Origin of the sequence: Paenibacillus sp. FSL H8-0283 (genome assembly GCF_045040675.1) — a bacterium.
Taxonomy (GTDB): Bacteria; Bacillota; Bacilli; order Paenibacillales; family Paenibacillaceae; genus Paenibacillus; species Paenibacillus amylolyticus.
Map to the genome: position 1 here is coordinate 2,600,761 of NZ_CP150295.1, position 15,599 is coordinate 2,616,359.

Below are 15,599 nucleotides of genomic sequence, written 5' to 3' on the forward strand. Positions count from 1 at the left end.
GGCACACAGTCGCCCCTTCTCTACGAGTAATATTGGACGGTTCCTCGTAGAGAAGGGGCTTTTTTTGCGTTTTCAGGAAGATCTGCAATAAGTCAATACGTGAAGCAATTTGATGCTAGCGGGTATAAGGAGGTTGGAAAAATCCCCATACTAAGGAAATACATTAAATGTTTCTGGAGAAGGGGATTATTGAAATGAATGAACGTATGAATGGCAAGCAGGCATCAAGGTCCAATCAACCGGAAGTTGAAGCGCCGGAAATTCCGATTCAGGAGGAAAAGGCCATCTCTCCCGTGACAGAGACTATTCAGCAATTTGGGCAGACACAGTCGCCTGCAGGTGAATCGAACATCTTCTGTATGACCATTATTGGACAGGTCGAAGGGCATTTGATTTTGCCACCACAAAATAAAACAACAAAGTATGAACATATCATTCCACAGCTGGTGGCCGCAGAACAGAATCAGCGTATTGAAGGTATTCTGATCATTTTGAACACGGTAGGTGGAGATGTAGAGGCGGGTCTAGCCATTGCAGAGATGATTGCTTCTCTGAGCAAACCTACGGTGACTGTGGTCATTGGAGGCGGGCATAGCATTGGAGTACCGATTGCTGTAGCTTCAACATATTCCCTGATTGCCGGAAGTGCAACGATGACGATCCATCCAATTCGGATGAACGGCCTTGTCATTGGTGTACCTCAAACGTTTGAGTATATGGAGAAAATGCAGGAACGAGTTGTTCGGTTCGTGACTTCTCATTCGAATATCTCTGAAGAGATGTTCAAAGAACTAATGTTTAAGACTGGTGAGTTGAATCGGGATATTGGTACAGCTGTAGGAAGCGCAGATGCAGTGAAACATGGATTAATGGATGCAGTGGGCGGGATTGGACAGGCTATTACTCAGTTAAATCAGCTCATAGGAGACAAGAGACAGACCCTGCAGGCGGGAGGTTATACCCAATGACACTATATACCGTGATGCCTCCTGAACAACTCTGGTCGGGAATGTGGAAAGAGGGCGAAGATACGAGGGAGATCAAGATGAATGGTTTATTGATGCAGGTGAGACCTGTTAATGACAATGAAGCCGTTATCGTACGTTTGCTGGATTGTCCACTTGAAGCCTATCTCAATCCTGCTAATATGCCTGGTTCGACCATTCCGATTTCAGGTAACTTGGGATCAGCATAACGCGACGAATTCAGACAAATTGAGCAGAAAAAGAACATATGTACGGAATATATTTGTATGGTATAATATTCTTCTGGGGGTGACCTGATTTTGGCCAGAAGAAAAAAGAGGAAAAAAAAGGGCGCTGGTTTTAGCGGCGTTTTAAAATATGAAATTTACGGGATTGTGCTTATTACCCTTGCTGTCATAGCATTATCGGGTGAAGCCACCGTTGGACGTTCGCTTTCCAAGATGTTCGGACTGATGCTTGGTAAGTTTTATTTTGCGATTCCACTTGTTGGTATTTATTATGGTCTCATGGTGATGATTCACCGGAAATGGCCGAGTGGCTGGACCACACGCAAAACAGGACTGGTATTGCTGGTCTTTGCTTTAACCCTGATGAGCACCGTCTCTGCAATGCACCAGAAGCTCATTCCGGTAGGTGCGCTTGAGCCTGGAGCTGTGATTACACAGGTACATAATGATATGCAAACCGAGTTGCTAACCCCTGCTACGCCAGGCGAGAGGGACTCCATGCTTAACAAGGACATCAGCGGTGGTTATCTCGGAGCTGGGCAATTTGCTCTTTTCCTGTGGCTGTTCGGCAGTCTTGGGGCGAGACTCATCATGATTGTCATGTTTATCATCAGTTTTATGCTGATTACGAATCTCTCTTATGTAGATCTGATTCGAATATTCAGAACCAAGGTCTGGGATGCCGGAAGTACAATGTACAAGAAGTTGGAGTCCAGAACTGCTGCGCGCTCTGCTTCAGTTGCTGATGACAGGAAAAAGGCGAATGCTCGTAAAGTGGTACCTGTTCCTGTTGAAGATGACGAAGACGAGTATGAGGATGAATTAGAGGAACAGCATCTGCCAAAACGAAACTCGCCCATATTCTTCCAACTTTTCGGAAAATGGGGAGCTAAACGGGAACAGGCGACATCAGGACGTGAAATGGATGAGGTCGATTTCGCAGAAACAGAACAGATTGTGTACCGCGCCGAACAAGATCACAATCTAGAGGCGTGGCAGGATGCAACCGAAGACGTAACTAACAAATCAGCTTCATCACGTGTTCCTGTTCAGGCTAAACCTAACTCAGCGCCGATCATTCGAGACTTTTTTGAGCATGTCAGAACAGAAGAGGCAAGCATTGAAGATGATCTGGACGATGCTTATCCTTTCCCGGATAATCTGGCCGATCCAAACGTAGTACAACAGGGCGAGCATACCATTAAAATAACGGATGAACTGGTAGAGACAGAGTGGTCTGCATCCGATGCGGGTACAAACGGGATGAATGTTGTGGAAGAGATTCAGAGTGGAGAAGAAGTATCTAATGATGCAATGCAGGGAACAGATACTCCAACTCCTGAAGGGCAGGACACACAACCGGTGAAACCACCACCGCCACCTCCTAAGCCGTACAAGCTGCCATCATTCCGTCTACTTGCCAAGCCAAACAATGGGGGCAAGGCGGGTGACCAGAAGGATTATATGCAAACAGCACGTAAGCTGGAAGCCACACTGGAAAGCTTCGGTGTTCGTGCCAAAGTACTTGAAGTGGTTCGGGGTCCTGCCGTTACAAGATATGAAATTCAACCTGACATTGGCGTCAAGGTCAGCAGAATTGTCAGCCTAACTGATGATATCGCGTTGGCTCTGGCGGCAAAAGATATTCGGATGGAAGCACCGATCCCCGGAAAGTCTGCTATTGGTATCGAAGTACCTAATGGTGAAGTATCGGTTGTAACGATGCGTGAAGTAATGGAGACAGCAACGTTCCAGGATGCAGAATCCAAAGTGACCATTGCATTTGGCCGAGATATCTCGGGACAGACGATTATTGGTAACTTGGCTCGTATGCCCCATTTGCTCGTTGCGGGAGCTACAGGTTCAGGTAAGTCGGTGTGTATTAACGGAATTATTACCAGCATATTGTACAAAGCCAAGCCAGATGAAGTGAAGTTCCTGATGGTCGATCCCAAGATGGTTGAGTTGAACGTATATAACGGGATTCCCCATTTGCTGGCACCGGTAGTAACTGATCCTAAGAGAGCGTCACTTGCTCTCAAAAAGATTGTGGTTGAGATGGAGAAACGATATGAACTGTTCTCCAAATCAGGCACTCGTAACGTTGAAGGTTACAATAATCTGATGAAAGATAATCCTGCGGCTGTTCTGCCTTATATTGTTGTCATTGTGGATGAGCTTGCAGATCTCATGATGGTTGCAGCCGGAGATGTTGAAGATGCGATTGCTCGGCTTGCCCAGATGGCTCGTGCAGCTGGTATCCATCTGATTATTGCTACACAGCGGCCTTCTGTGGATGTTATTACTGGCGTAATCAAAGCCAACATACCTTCTCGTATCGCCTTCGGTGTATCCTCACAGGTGGATTCTCGAACCATTCTGGATATGGGTGGGGCCGAGAAACTGTTGGGTCGCGGAGACATGTTATTCATGCCAATGGGCGCATCGAAACCGGTTCGTGTACAAGGTGCTTTTATGAGTGATGAAGAAGTGGAAAATATTGTGAATTATGTACGTGGTCAAGGTGAAGCACAGTATGATGAGTCCCTTGTACCTGAGGTGGACGACTCTATCCAGGCTGAAGATGAAGTACAGGACGAGTTATACGAAAAGGCAGTACAGATTATTCTGGAGGCCAAGCAAGCGTCTGTTTCTCTGCTACAACGTCGAATGCGAGTAGGATACACCCGTGCCGCACGTTTGATTGACTCCATGGAATCCCGGGGCGTGATTGGTCCTTACGAGGGTAGCAAACCACGGGAAGTGTTGGTCTCGCTTGAAGAGTACCAACAAAACAAAATAAGCTCGTAGCTTGTAATGCACATGAATATTCAGGCGATTCGAGCCCTCAACCTTAATGGTTGGGGGCTTTTTTCATACAATTTGACTGAAGTTTTACCATGATGTCCAATGATCGGATGATTTGGTGCATAGGAAGCAAGCAGGCTTGTCATAATAACCTTAGCGATTCTGTTAATCCCACAAGAGAAAGGTAGAGCACAGTCGATGCGAAAAATGAACATATGGCTTTTCACTGCTATTTTGCTGATGTCCGCATTGGGAATCCGCTATTTGCTTCCTGAGAATGCAGCAACCGAAAGTTCGAATCAAAGCACACCACAAGTTGAAGAGAAAGCCTTGCCTACTTTCAGCAACAACGCTGTGAAATATGGAAGTTACGGTCAGGATGTGTATGAGCTTCAAGGCCGGCTCAAGTATTTGGGATTTTACAATGGTAAAATCGATAGCAATTTTGGCAACAGCACGCTGAAATCCGTCAAATGGTTTCAATCCGAATTTGGTATGAAAGCCGATGGTGTCGTTGGAGCTGAAACCAAACTGAAATTGTACAATGCGTCAACCAAATGGTCGCCAACAGAGCCGCCGCTACACAAGGAATCCTCAGGTGGAGGTGGAGGTAGCAACAATACGGCAGATAAAGAGCAAGACAATATGGGATCTGCCAATGCCCTTGGTCTCTCAGAGAATGAACTCAAGATTATGGCTAACGCTGTATATGGTGAAGCCCGGGGTGAACCGTTTGAAGGTCAAGTCGCAGTAGCAGCAGTAATTATGAATCGCGTGAAATCACCAAGCTTTCCAAATACGCCTTCTGGCGTGATCTTTCAACCAGGTGCATTTACGGCTGTAGCGGACGGGCAGATCTATCTGGAACCAAACGCACAAGCCAAAAAGGCAGTTGAGCAGGCCCTGAATGGATGGGATCCGTCCGGTGGATGTCTCTATTATTTTAACCCGAAGACAGCAACATCCAAATGGATCTGGACCCGCCCACAAGTGAAAACAATCGGACAGCATATCTTTTGTATGTGATGATGTTGGAAGCAACCAGAAGGCGTGACTTCGGTTGCTTCTTGCCTTTTGAATGGGTTAAAATGGTTGTTACGTTTAGCTTAATACGATTGCATGATAAATGACGCCGTAAAGGGGTTTTGACATTTGAATACATCAGGATTCGAACGAGGTAGCAAGAGAGAATTTCGTATACATGTGCTTCCGACTAAACGTTTCAAAACGTTTGCTATATCGTTATATGCAGGAGTTCCCTTACGGGAAGATATAGTAACCAAAGTAGCGCTGACACCTTTTGTTCTGCGACGCGGCACGGAGTCCTATCCGGAAACAACGCAATTTCGTGAGCAACTGGAGCATCTGTATGGAGCAGGTTTTGGTTTTGACGTCTATAAACGCGGGGATTACCAGATTGTACAGTTCCGAATGGATACCATTAATGATTCCTTTGTTGGAGGCGATGAGCAGCTACTCGATCGTTCATTTGCCTTCCTTGGAGAGGTTCTTACCCGACCTGCACAGGAGAATGGACATTTCAGGACGTCTTATGTACAAGCAGAGCGAGAGACTGTTCGTAAAAAGCTGGAGTCCATCGTGAATGATAAAATGCGCTATGCTGCTGAACGCAGTATCGAGGAAATGTGCAAGAACGAGCCATACCGTCTTCATCCATTGGGTGAGCGAAAGGATCTGCCTGGGATTGAGCCCGACACACTGACTGCGTCTTATCAGGAGTGGCTGCAGCAGGCGAGTATGGATCTGTACGTGGTAGGGGATACGACACTGGAGGAGGTCGAGAACCTTGTTCAGCGTCATTTCAATGTAGATCGAACGTCCTCCTCTGATTACAAGACACAGGCAGCGGTTCGAGGAGATAAGGAAGTGGAGACCGTTGTTGAGCGACTGAATGTGAGTCAGGGAAAACTCAATATGGGACTCCGTACATCTATCACTTATGGAGATCCTCAGTATGCCGCAGCACTAATGTACAACGGGATTCTCGGTGGTTATCCTCATTCCAAACTGTTTGTCAATGTTCGTGAAAAAGAAAGCCTGGCGTATTACGCGTCTTCGCGTTATGACGGACATAAGGGCATTGCAACGATTCAATCCGGGATTGAAATCCCTAATTATGAGAAGGCCGTTACTATCATCAAGCAGCAGCTGGAAGAAATGAAAAGCGGTACAATCAGTGATCTGGAAATGTCCCAGACCAAAGCAATGATCCGTAACCTGCTTAAGGAAATGCAGGATTCTGCTTTTGAGATGATCGCTTATGACTTCAATCGACAGTTGTCTGGCAAAGAAAGAACCGCTGAAGAACTGTTGGCTCAGGTAGAACATATTAGCAAGGAAGATGTACGTGAGGCGGCAGAACAATTCCGTCTGGATACGATTTATTTCTTGCGGGACGAGAAGGAGGAATAATCGGTGGAGAGCATTCGGTATGAGCATTTGCAGGAGACACTATATTACGAAGTAATGGATAACGGACTGCATGTCTATATTTTGCCTAAACCGGGATTCCAGAAAACGTATGCTACGTTTGCAACCAAGTATGGATCGGTGGATAATCATTTTCAGGTTGAAGGGCAGGAAGCAGTGAAGGTCCCGGATGGGATTGCTCATTTCCTGGAGCATAAAATGTTTGAAGAACCAACAGGCGATATTTTTGCAACATTTGCGTCTCACGGTGCCTCAGCTAATGCGTTTACGAGCTTTGATCAGACGGTTTATTTGTTTTCAGCGACTGAATATGTGAATGAAAATATACAAACATTAGTCAACTTTGTGCAAAATCCTTACTTCACGGATCAAAATGTGGAAAAGGAAAAAGGCATTATTGGACAGGAAATTGACATGTATGCTGATAATCCGGATTGGCGTGTTTATTTTGGATTGATCGAAGCCATGTATCAGAAACATCCGGTGCATATCGATATTGCAGGAACGGTGGAATCCATCCGTACGATTACCAAAGAGATGTTATATGAGTGTTATAACACCTTCTATCACCCGAGTAATATGCTCTTGTTTGTGGTGGGTGGTGTAGATCCACAAGAAGTCATTGATATGGTTCGATCGAACCAGGAGCAGAAGGATTATAAGCCACAGGGGAGCATTCAACGTTTCTTCGAATCGGAGCCCGAGCAGGTAGGAGAAGCCAGACGGGAAGCGAAACTGGCTGTTTCACTGCCCAAATGTCTGTTTGGATTCAAGGAGACGGACGTTGGACTTACCGGGGAACAATTGTTACGGCGAGATATGACAACGCAGCTTATGATGGATCTTTTGTTTGGCTCAAGCACACGATTATTTCAGAAGCTCTACGATGAAGATCTGATCTCGGACAGCTTTGGACATGAGTATAACAGTTCGCCGCAATATGCGTTTTCAGCCATTGGTGGTGATACAAAAGACCCGGATCAACTGCTCGCGCGTATACGTGAAGAAGTGGATGCCATTGTAGAAAAAGGGTTCGAATCCACGGATTTTGAACGTGCACGCAAAAAGAAAATAGGCGGATATTTGCGTATGCTCAATTCTCCGGAGAACATTGCGCATGAATTTACACGTCAGCAATTCCGTGGCGGTGATTTTTTCAATATGCTGCCGCTCTATGAATCGATTACACTGGAAGATGTAAATCTCAGACTGAGAGAGCATATTCGCTGGGATCAACTGGCTGTATCGCTAGTCGTGAGTCCTTGATATGGAGAGGGGAACAGGACAATTGAAGGCAATCGGGGAAATGACTGTACTGGTAACTGGTGCAAGTGGTGGTATTGGAGCGGCTATCGCAGAACGCTTCGCCAGAGTGGGAATGAATGTTGTTATACACTATATGAAATCGCATGAAGCAGCGAATGAAGCCGCTAGACGGTGCATGGAACAGGGCAGTGGAAAAATCATGACCGTGTCTGCGGATCTTCGCAGCCGGGATCAGATTGAGCGCATGCGTGAGAAGCTCGAGTCGCATAATCTCATGCCTGATATTCTTGTGAACAATGCAGGAATCTCACACTACGGAATGTTGGCTGATGTTACAGAGGAGATCTGGGATGAAGTGATGGCGATTAACCTGAAAGGCACGTTTATGTGTACACAGGAAATGATGCCTCACATGATCTCCCAAAGGTATGGCCGAATCATTAATGTATCGTCGATCTGGGGACTGTCTGGTGCTTCTTGTGAGGTGCTGTATTCCACAACCAAGGGTGGGGTGAATGCATTCACCAAAGCGCTTGCGAAAGAACTCGCACCTTCCGGAGTAACCGTAAATGCCGTTGCTCCTGGCGCCGTTCAGACATCCATGCTGAACCATCTGGATCAGAGTGAACTGAAGATGCTGGAAGAGGAAATTCCGGCAGGAAGACTTGCTCAACCTGATGAAATCTCATCACTGGTTTATTTTCTGGCCCTCCCTGAATCGGGTTATATCAATGGGCAGATTATCAGTCCAAATGGCGGTTGGTTAACGTAAAAAAAGCAAGAAAACTTGACTGGCTGTGAACGAAACAGGTAAAGGTTGCTGAGAAGCAGTCGTCTTCCGGATTATTTTCAAAATGCTCGTATATAAAATGCCTCGAAAGCACATATTACAACTGTTGATTTTAAATCTCATGCGTCATCTAAGGAGGATTTATCATGTCAACAGAAAAAACAGTGCTCTCCAGTTTTGACACATGGAAGAAGTTCCTGGGTGACCGCGTACTGCAAGCAGAGAAGATGGGGATGAGTGAAGAAACCATCAACAAACTTGCGTATGAAATCGGCGACTTCCTTGATGAGAAAGTCGATCCGGCGAACCATTCCAACCGGGCATTGAAAGAGTTATGGGATGTCGGCGATGCAGATGAGCGTCGTACGATTGCGTGCCTGATGGTCAAATTGGCCAAACAAAACGCATAAGATTACAGATGAAGAGCTCCCGCAAGGGGGCTTTTCTCTAATGATTACAAACGGATTACAGAGCTGTTCTTGTAATTCATTTTCATTTTATATATCATTAACGTGACCCATTTGTAGAAGATGTCTCAGATTGTTGTCCAGTGGACACGTTCTGTTGCTGTCGAATAATGTGGAATAATGCATTACGGGGTGTTGAAATGGAATCTAAACAATGGTATATGGAATATAAAATACATAAGAACAGACCCGGTTTGTTAGGCGATATTGCCTCTATGCTGGGGATGCTTGAAGTGAATATATTGACCATTAACGGTGTTGAAGGCAAAACTCGAGGCATGCTGCTTGAATCGGATGATGATGAAAAAATCCGTTTGCTCGGTGAAATGCTTGGCAAAGTAAACAGCATCACCGTATCGGCTTTGCGGCAACCTAAATTGGTGGATATTCTGGCCGTGCGTCATGGCAGATACATTGACCGTGACTCGGATGATCGCAAGACATTTCGTTTTACACGAGATGAACTTGGGTTACTTGTGGACTTTTTGGGTGAAGTATTTAAGAGGGAAGGCAATCAGGTCATCGGTTTGCGCGGAATGCCTCGTGTTGGCAAAACGGAGTCTATTATTGCGGGCAGCGTATGTGCAATGAAGCGATGGACGTTTGTTTCCTCCACACTTCTTCGTCAGACGATAAGGAGTCAAATGTCCGAAGACGAATTGAACCCGAACAATGTCTTCATCATTGACGGAATTGTAAGCACGATTCGTTCCAGTGAGCGGCATTACAATTTGTTGCAGGATATTATGTCCATGCCTAGCACCAAAGTTATTGAACATCCGGATATTTTTGTGCAGGAATCCGAATATGATTTTAATGATTTTGATATTATTATTGAACTTCGCAACAATCCGAATGAAGAAATTATTTATGATACGTTTACGGCTAGCTACACCGACGAATTGTAAGGAACCGTACGGAATCATGAAATAGATTAGCAACAACTCAAGAGATAAACATAAGGAGGAGATGGCATGTCTGAACTGGGTCAGCAGTTAAGGGAGGCCCGGCTGCAAAAAGGGATGAGTCTTGACGATGTACAGGAAATGACAAAAATTCGCAAGAGGTATCTGGAGGCCATAGAAGCAGGAGACTACAAAGTGCTGCCGGGTAGCTTCTATGTGCGTGCTTTCATCAAAACCTATGCGGAGACCGTGGGACTGAACCCTGATGAGCTGCTGGAGGGACACAAAAAAGACGTACCCGCAGAAGAGACGGAAGCAACGATGGAACCGGTTATTCAGAAGCGTTCCAGCCGTCCGGTTGAGCGTAGTAATCGATGGATGTCTGTCGCGTTGATGTGGACATTCCCTGTTTTGATCGTAGTACTGTTGTATGTATACGTGGTGTATAACAATGGTGATGAATCAGATAATCCGGGTCTTGATCAGGTCAAAATTACAGACAGTCAACAACAGCCTGAGGATAAACCGGATCCACCTGCCGACAACGGACAGGCATCTAATCCGCCTGCGACAGATTCAGGTACTGACGGTACTGGTGAGGGCGACGCTGGGGGTAATGGTGGCGGTACAGACACTGAAGGACAGACGGACGGTCAAACTGATGGCCAAACTGATGGCCAAACGGACGGACAGACGGATGAAACTGAGGAAAAACCAACTGACAATTCACCGTCTAATGTGACTGTTGCAGAAGATGGGAAATCAGGGAATATTACGAACTTTAAAGTTAACGGTAGTGCAGGGCAACCTGTAACGGTTACGATCAAAGCAACAGGTCATAGCTGGCTGGAAGTGTATAAAGGCGAAAACTCCAGTGGAGAGAAGTTGGAGTATGGTAACACAGCCGAAGGTGACAGCTATACCTTTGAGTTAGATAGTACAGGCATGTATATTAAGTCCGGTTACGCTGCAGCGACCACGATTGAAGTTGGCGGGCAAGTTGTAACGGATGGCAAGGCGACCAATCGGATCCGTTTGAAGCTTGGTGAAGACAGTAGTAGTACTACTTCCACAGGTGTCGAAAATGGATCAACGGACGGTACAGGAGGTACCACGGGTAGCGAATAACCGGGTCAACTGCAGGAGACAATAATCGTGTCTTAACTTGCAGTTAACTTTTGGTGAAGTGAGGTGGATGGCTGTGACAGTCAGCTGGATCGTAACAGGTTTAGGGATCATTGTCAGCCTCCTGGGTTATTACCTGACTCCAAGTGCTTGGGGTTACGGAATATTGGGTTTTGGACTTGCACATGTACTTTTGGGTGTGCTCGATATGTTCAGACAGCCCAACCGTAGCCGCTATTAGGTTGGAAGCTGGACCAGCGAGCATTTTTGGCAGCCACTAGAAGTGGAAGCCAAAAATGCTTTTTTCTTTGTGTAAAACAGCTTGAAATTAGACTTTTGCTTAAGGTATCCTCTATAATGTTACAGAACATACGATTAACTGAAAGGGTGACTGGTTTGAGCTCAGAAAATTCATTTGATATCGTGTCCAAAATGGACTTGCAAGAACTGACAAATGCCGTTACACAAACCGAGAAAGAAATTGGCGCTCGTTATGACTTCAAGGGCAGCAAGAGCAGCCTGAAACTGGATAAGGATGCGTTAACGATCGTATCTGATGATGAGACCAAACTCAAGGCTGTCATTGACGTGCTTCAATCCAAAATGGCGAAGCGTGGTCTACCATTGAAAAACATTGATTACGCAAAGGTAGAGCCAGCGTCTTCTGGTACAGTCCGCCAGCGTTTAAATTTTAAACAGGGGATTGATCAGGACATCGCCAAGAAAATCAATATCCTGATTCGGGATTCCAAGATGAAGGTGAAGAGTCAGATTCAGGGAGATCAACTTCGGGTAACTGGTAAGAGTAAAAATGATTTGCAAGCTGTCATGCAGTTGCTAAATGGTGCTAACCTGCCTCTGGATTTGCAATATACAAATTTCAAGTAATAAGGCCTTTTTGTAGCAAAAGTGTTTTTTGACACGGTATTGGGCGTATATTATACTAAGTGTGCATTGCTGGCAGTCAAGCATCAAGTCCAGTCCTCATCGTTTGCTGACTTTGTGAAAAGCAGTACATCTTCTGGAAGTCACCGGAACGTTTAAAGCGTTTTGCTTTTGAGCGGTTGACTTTATTTTTTGCGTTTCTACATAGTGGGATCATGTTAATATGGATTGACATTGAAACTGTACATTTCATGTTCCGGATGATGATAACGGGATTATGATGATTGTTTGGAGTAATGGAGGATATGAGGGAGGGCGTCTTGTGAATTTACCCAACCGGATTACGCTTGCACGAATTTGCTTAATCCCTTTTTTGATGGTGTTCCTGCTCGTGGATTTTCCATTTTATCCAGAGCCGTTGCAACTTGGAAGCTTGTCGCTTCCGTATAATCAACTGATTGCTGCTGTTATTTTTATCATCGCCGCAAGCACAGATGGAATTGACGGATACCTTGCGCGGAAAAATAACATGGTTACCAATCTGGGGAAGCTGCTCGATCCACTCGCAGACAAGTTGCTGGTTACTGCAGTTTTGATCTCGCTTGTGGAGATGGGCAAGCTGGATTCCTGGATTGCAGTTGTCATTATTAGTCGTGAATTTGCAGTTACCGGCTTGCGTCAAATTGCATTGCTGGATGGTTCGGTTGTTGCCGCCAGTGCTTGGGGCAAGCTGAAGACTGTAGTGCAGATTGTGGCGATTGTGCTGTTGCTGTTGAACAATTTCCCGTTTTCATACACGGGTATTCACGTCGATATTATCGCGGTTTGGGCAGCAGCGCTTATTACCATCTGGTCGGGTGTTGATTACTTTATCAAAAACAAAAATTTGCTTCATTTAACAAAAGCATAATGGTTTGTTCTTAAATGGGTAATCATGAAGGAAGCATTGGGTCAGGGGCAATAGGAAATTATCCTATTGCCCTTTGATCACTCACCACGTGTACAGGAGGATGCTCAATGAAGGCAGAAATCATTGCAGTTGGCACAGAGCTACTGCTTGGACAAATCGTCAATACCAATGCCAGATACCTATCCCGTGAATTGGCTGCGATGGGGATCGATGTATATTTCCAAACGGTGGTTGGGGATAACCTGAACCGACTTAGTGAAGCTATTCGCATTGCGCAGAGCCGTGCAGACGTTATTTTATTTTCCGGTGGCATCGGACCTACCCAAGATGATCTGACCAAGGATGCGCTCGCAGCTGTTCTTAACCGGAAACTGCATACAGATCGAATGGCAATGGACAAAATTGAGAGCTTTTTCAGAGATCGTAATGTGGATATGACAGAGAATAACCGACGTCAGGCGATCGTTATTGATGGCGGAACACCTCTGGCCAATGAAACGGGCCTTGCGGCAGGAAATGCGATTTCTGACAATGACAAATATTATGTTGTGATGCCTGGACCACCTAAAGAGTTGATTCCAATGTTTGAACAGGAAGTCAAACCTTGGCTGTTCCAGCATGTACTCACAGAAGAGATGCCGATCTATTCCCGAATGCTCAAATTCGCAGGTATTGGTGAATCTGCTCTTGAAGATCGACTTCTGGATCTGATTGACGCGCAGACAGACCCTACGATTGCTCCTTACGCGAGCGAAGGCGAAGTTACGGTACGTGTCTCCACAAAGGCTGCGAGTGAGGGAGAGGCGAAGCTGAAGCTGGATGCGATGGAGGTTCAGATTCGGGAACGTTTGACAGAACATCTCTACGCGAACGAGGATGTGCCTATAGAGTACACGATTGTAACTATGATGTCTGACATGGGGCTGACGCTCAGCGCTGCTGAGAGCTGTACAGGAGGGCTTGTCATGCAGAGTCTGACCTCTGTACCCGGAAGTGCATCAATGCTCAAAGGTGGTATTGTTTGTTACTCCAATGAAATTAAAGAAAAGCTGCTGAATGTGCCTCATGATTATCTGGAGGGTGAAGATGCACCTGGGGCGGTAAGTCCTGAGGTTGCAAAAGTGCTTGCTGAGCAGATCCGCATGATTGGCGATGCTGATTTTGGCTTGGCTGTTACCGGTGTAGCTGGACCGGGATATTCGGAACGCAAACCACCCGGACTTGTCTTCATCGCTCTTGCAGAACGTGGAAAAGAGACGGAAATCCATGAGCTACGTATTAATGGTAATCGCGAGACTGTTCGCATTCGTTCAGCCAAAGCAATTCTCTATCGCTTATGGCAAAAACTTGTGGCGATGGATTGATTAGTTAATAGCTTCGATTGCATTTACAGTTCCAAGCAAGTATAATTAAGGAAGACGGAAGAACCGTAGAATTAGGCTTTACAGCCTTGTTTACGGTTCTTTTTTCTGTTTAATGGAAAGTTTCCTTGAGGAAGAGGCGCCTCGGCCTTTACAAAAAAAACGAATGTATGTTCGAAAAAAAGCTTGGCAAACGTGTTAAAACAAGGTATCATTATCTTATAAACAGTAAAGGGTGTGAGCTTATTGTCAGACCGTCGTGCCGCGCTTGATATGGCGCTCCGTCAAATAGAGAAGCAATTTGGTAAAGGATCCATCATGAAACTGGGTGAGTCCACTCATATGAATGTGGAAATTATTCCCAGTGGTTCCTTGGCTTTGGATATTGCATTAGGAACAGGCGGCTTGCCTAAAGGCCGTATTGTTGAAATATATGGACCTGAATCCTCTGGTAAAACAACCGTAGCATTGCATGCTATCGCTGAAGTACAAAGAGCGGGTGGACAAGCTGCATTTATCGATGCCGAGCATGCTCTTGACCCACAGTACGCAAGCAAACTTGGTGTTAATATTGATGAATTGCTTCTGTCTCAGCCAGATACGGGTGAGCAAGGGTTGGAAATTGCAGAAGCTCTTGTACGCAGTGGTGCAGTAGATATCGTCGTTATTGACTCTGTAGCCGCATTGGTTCCAAAAGCAGAGATTGAAGGCGAAATGGGCGATTCACACGTTGGTTTGCAAGCGCGTTTGATGTCTCAGGCGCTGCGTAAACTGTCTGGTGCAATCAGCAAATCCAAAACAATCGCAATCTTCATTAACCAGCTTCGTGAGAAAGTCGGCGTTATGTTTGGTAACCCGGAAACAACACCTGGTGGTCGTGCTCTGAAGTTTTATTCCACAGTACGTCTGGATGTGCGTCGTATTGAGAGTATCAAATCAGGCAATGACATGATTGGTAACCGTACTCGTATTAAAGTTGTGAAAAACAAAGTGGCACCTCCGTTTAAACAAGCGGAAGTGGATATCATGTATGGCGAGGGTATTTCGAGAGAAGGCAGTATCATTGACATTGGTACAGAGCTGGACATCGTTAATAAAAGTGGTGCTTGGTACTCCTACGAAGGCGAGCGTTTAGGACAAGGTCGTGAGAACGCAAAGCAGTTCATGAAAGAGCATAAAGATATTGCTGACATCATTGAACAAAAAATTCGTGTAGCCAGTAACTTGGTTACTGCAGTTCCTGCGCCAACGAGTGAAGAGCAACAAAAAGAAGCAGCAGAAGAACAAGAATTGTTTGAAATCAACGAGTAATCTCTCAAAACCTCCCTTGTAGGGAGGACCCTGAGGGTGTTCCCCACTGGACTCCGTAAACTTATCTGATTGAGCTTGGATCAATCTGGATAATGGATTGTAGTGGG

Annotated in this window: 15 protein-coding genes; all 15 read left to right on the plus strand. The window is 45.6% G+C overall.

What is annotated here, in order from left to right:
* Positions 1-194: 194 nt before the first annotated feature.
* On the plus strand, positions 195-968 hold the full coding sequence (locus tag MHI52_RS11815) for a ClpP family protease (RefSeq protein ID WP_405159055.1): 774 nt from the start codon (positions 195-197) through the stop codon (positions 966-968).
* Positions 965-1,195, plus strand: a complete 231-nt coding sequence (locus MHI52_RS11820) for a YlzJ-like family protein (RefSeq protein ID WP_017689125.1) — start codon at positions 965-967, stop codon at positions 1,193-1,195. The genes MHI52_RS11815 and MHI52_RS11820 overlap by 4 nt, the downstream gene beginning before the upstream one ends.
* Before the next feature lie 90 nt (positions 1,196-1,285).
* On the plus strand, positions 1,286-4,024 hold the full coding sequence (locus MHI52_RS11825; protein WP_405159056.1) for a DNA translocase FtsK: 2,739 nt from the start codon (positions 1,286-1,288) through the stop codon (positions 4,022-4,024).
* Positions 4,025-4,219: 195 nt separating this feature from the next.
* On the plus strand, positions 4,220-5,047 hold the full coding sequence (gene sleB / locus MHI52_RS11830) for a spore cortex-lytic enzyme (RefSeq protein ID WP_405159057.1): 828 nt from the start codon (positions 4,220-4,222) through the stop codon (positions 5,045-5,047).
* A 126-nt stretch (positions 5,048-5,173) separates the two neighbouring features.
* A complete protein-coding gene (yfmF, locus tag MHI52_RS11835; RefSeq protein WP_405159058.1) occupies positions 5,174-6,454 on the plus strand; it encodes an EF-P 5-aminopentanol modification-associated protein YfmF in 1,281 nt (426 codons plus the stop codon).
* Positions 6,455-6,457: 3 nt separating this feature from the next.
* Complete coding sequence (gene yfmH / locus MHI52_RS11840) at positions 6,458-7,738, plus strand: EF-P 5-aminopentanol modification-associated protein YfmH (protein WP_405159059.1); 1,281 nt, start codon at positions 6,458-6,460, stop codon at positions 7,736-7,738.
* A gap of 1 nt (position 7,739) precedes the next feature.
* Positions 7,740-8,510: an elongation factor P 5-aminopentanone reductase gene (ymfI, locus tag MHI52_RS11845; protein ID WP_405159060.1), complete on the plus strand. Its 771-nt coding sequence runs from the start codon at positions 7,740-7,742 to the stop codon at positions 8,508-8,510.
* 164 nt (positions 8,511-8,674) lie between these two features.
* Positions 8,675-8,938 carry a DUF3243 domain-containing protein gene (locus MHI52_RS11850; protein ID WP_017689119.1) on the plus strand — a complete coding sequence of 88 codons (264 nt, stop codon included), beginning with the start codon at positions 8,675-8,677 and terminating at the stop codon, positions 8,936-8,938.
* Between the two features lie 197 nt (positions 8,939-9,135).
* Complete coding sequence (locus MHI52_RS11855; RefSeq protein ID WP_047842510.1) at positions 9,136-9,903, plus strand: DUF3388 domain-containing protein; 768 nt, start codon at positions 9,136-9,138, stop codon at positions 9,901-9,903.
* Between the two features lie 66 nt (positions 9,904-9,969).
* Positions 9,970-11,028 carry a helix-turn-helix domain-containing protein gene (locus MHI52_RS11860; RefSeq protein ID WP_405159061.1) on the plus strand — a complete coding sequence of 353 codons (1,059 nt, stop codon included), beginning with the start codon at positions 9,970-9,972 and terminating at the stop codon, positions 11,026-11,028.
* A 73-nt stretch (positions 11,029-11,101) separates the two neighbouring features.
* Positions 11,102-11,266, plus strand: a complete 165-nt coding sequence (locus MHI52_RS11865) for a hypothetical protein (RefSeq protein ID WP_167350848.1) — start codon at positions 11,102-11,104, stop codon at positions 11,264-11,266.
* 155 nt (positions 11,267-11,421) lie between these two features.
* Positions 11,422-11,913, plus strand: coding sequence for a YajQ family cyclic di-GMP-binding protein (locus tag MHI52_RS11870; protein WP_047842512.1), 492 nt, complete (start codon positions 11,422-11,424; stop codon positions 11,911-11,913).
* Positions 11,914-12,232: 319 nt separating this feature from the next.
* Positions 12,233-12,820: a CDP-diacylglycerol--glycerol-3-phosphate 3-phosphatidyltransferase gene (pgsA, locus tag MHI52_RS11875; RefSeq protein ID WP_127543730.1), complete on the plus strand. Its 588-nt coding sequence runs from the start codon at positions 12,233-12,235 to the stop codon at positions 12,818-12,820.
* Positions 12,821-12,927: 107 nt separating this feature from the next.
* A complete protein-coding gene (locus MHI52_RS11880; RefSeq protein ID WP_036670416.1) occupies positions 12,928-14,184 on the plus strand; it encodes a competence/damage-inducible protein A in 1,257 nt (418 codons plus the stop codon).
* Between the two features lie 243 nt (positions 14,185-14,427).
* Positions 14,428-15,492 carry a recombinase RecA gene (gene recA, locus MHI52_RS11885; protein WP_036609261.1) on the plus strand — a complete coding sequence of 355 codons (1,065 nt, stop codon included), beginning with the start codon at positions 14,428-14,430 and terminating at the stop codon, positions 15,490-15,492.
* The last annotated feature ends 107 nt before the right edge of the window (positions 15,493-15,599 follow it).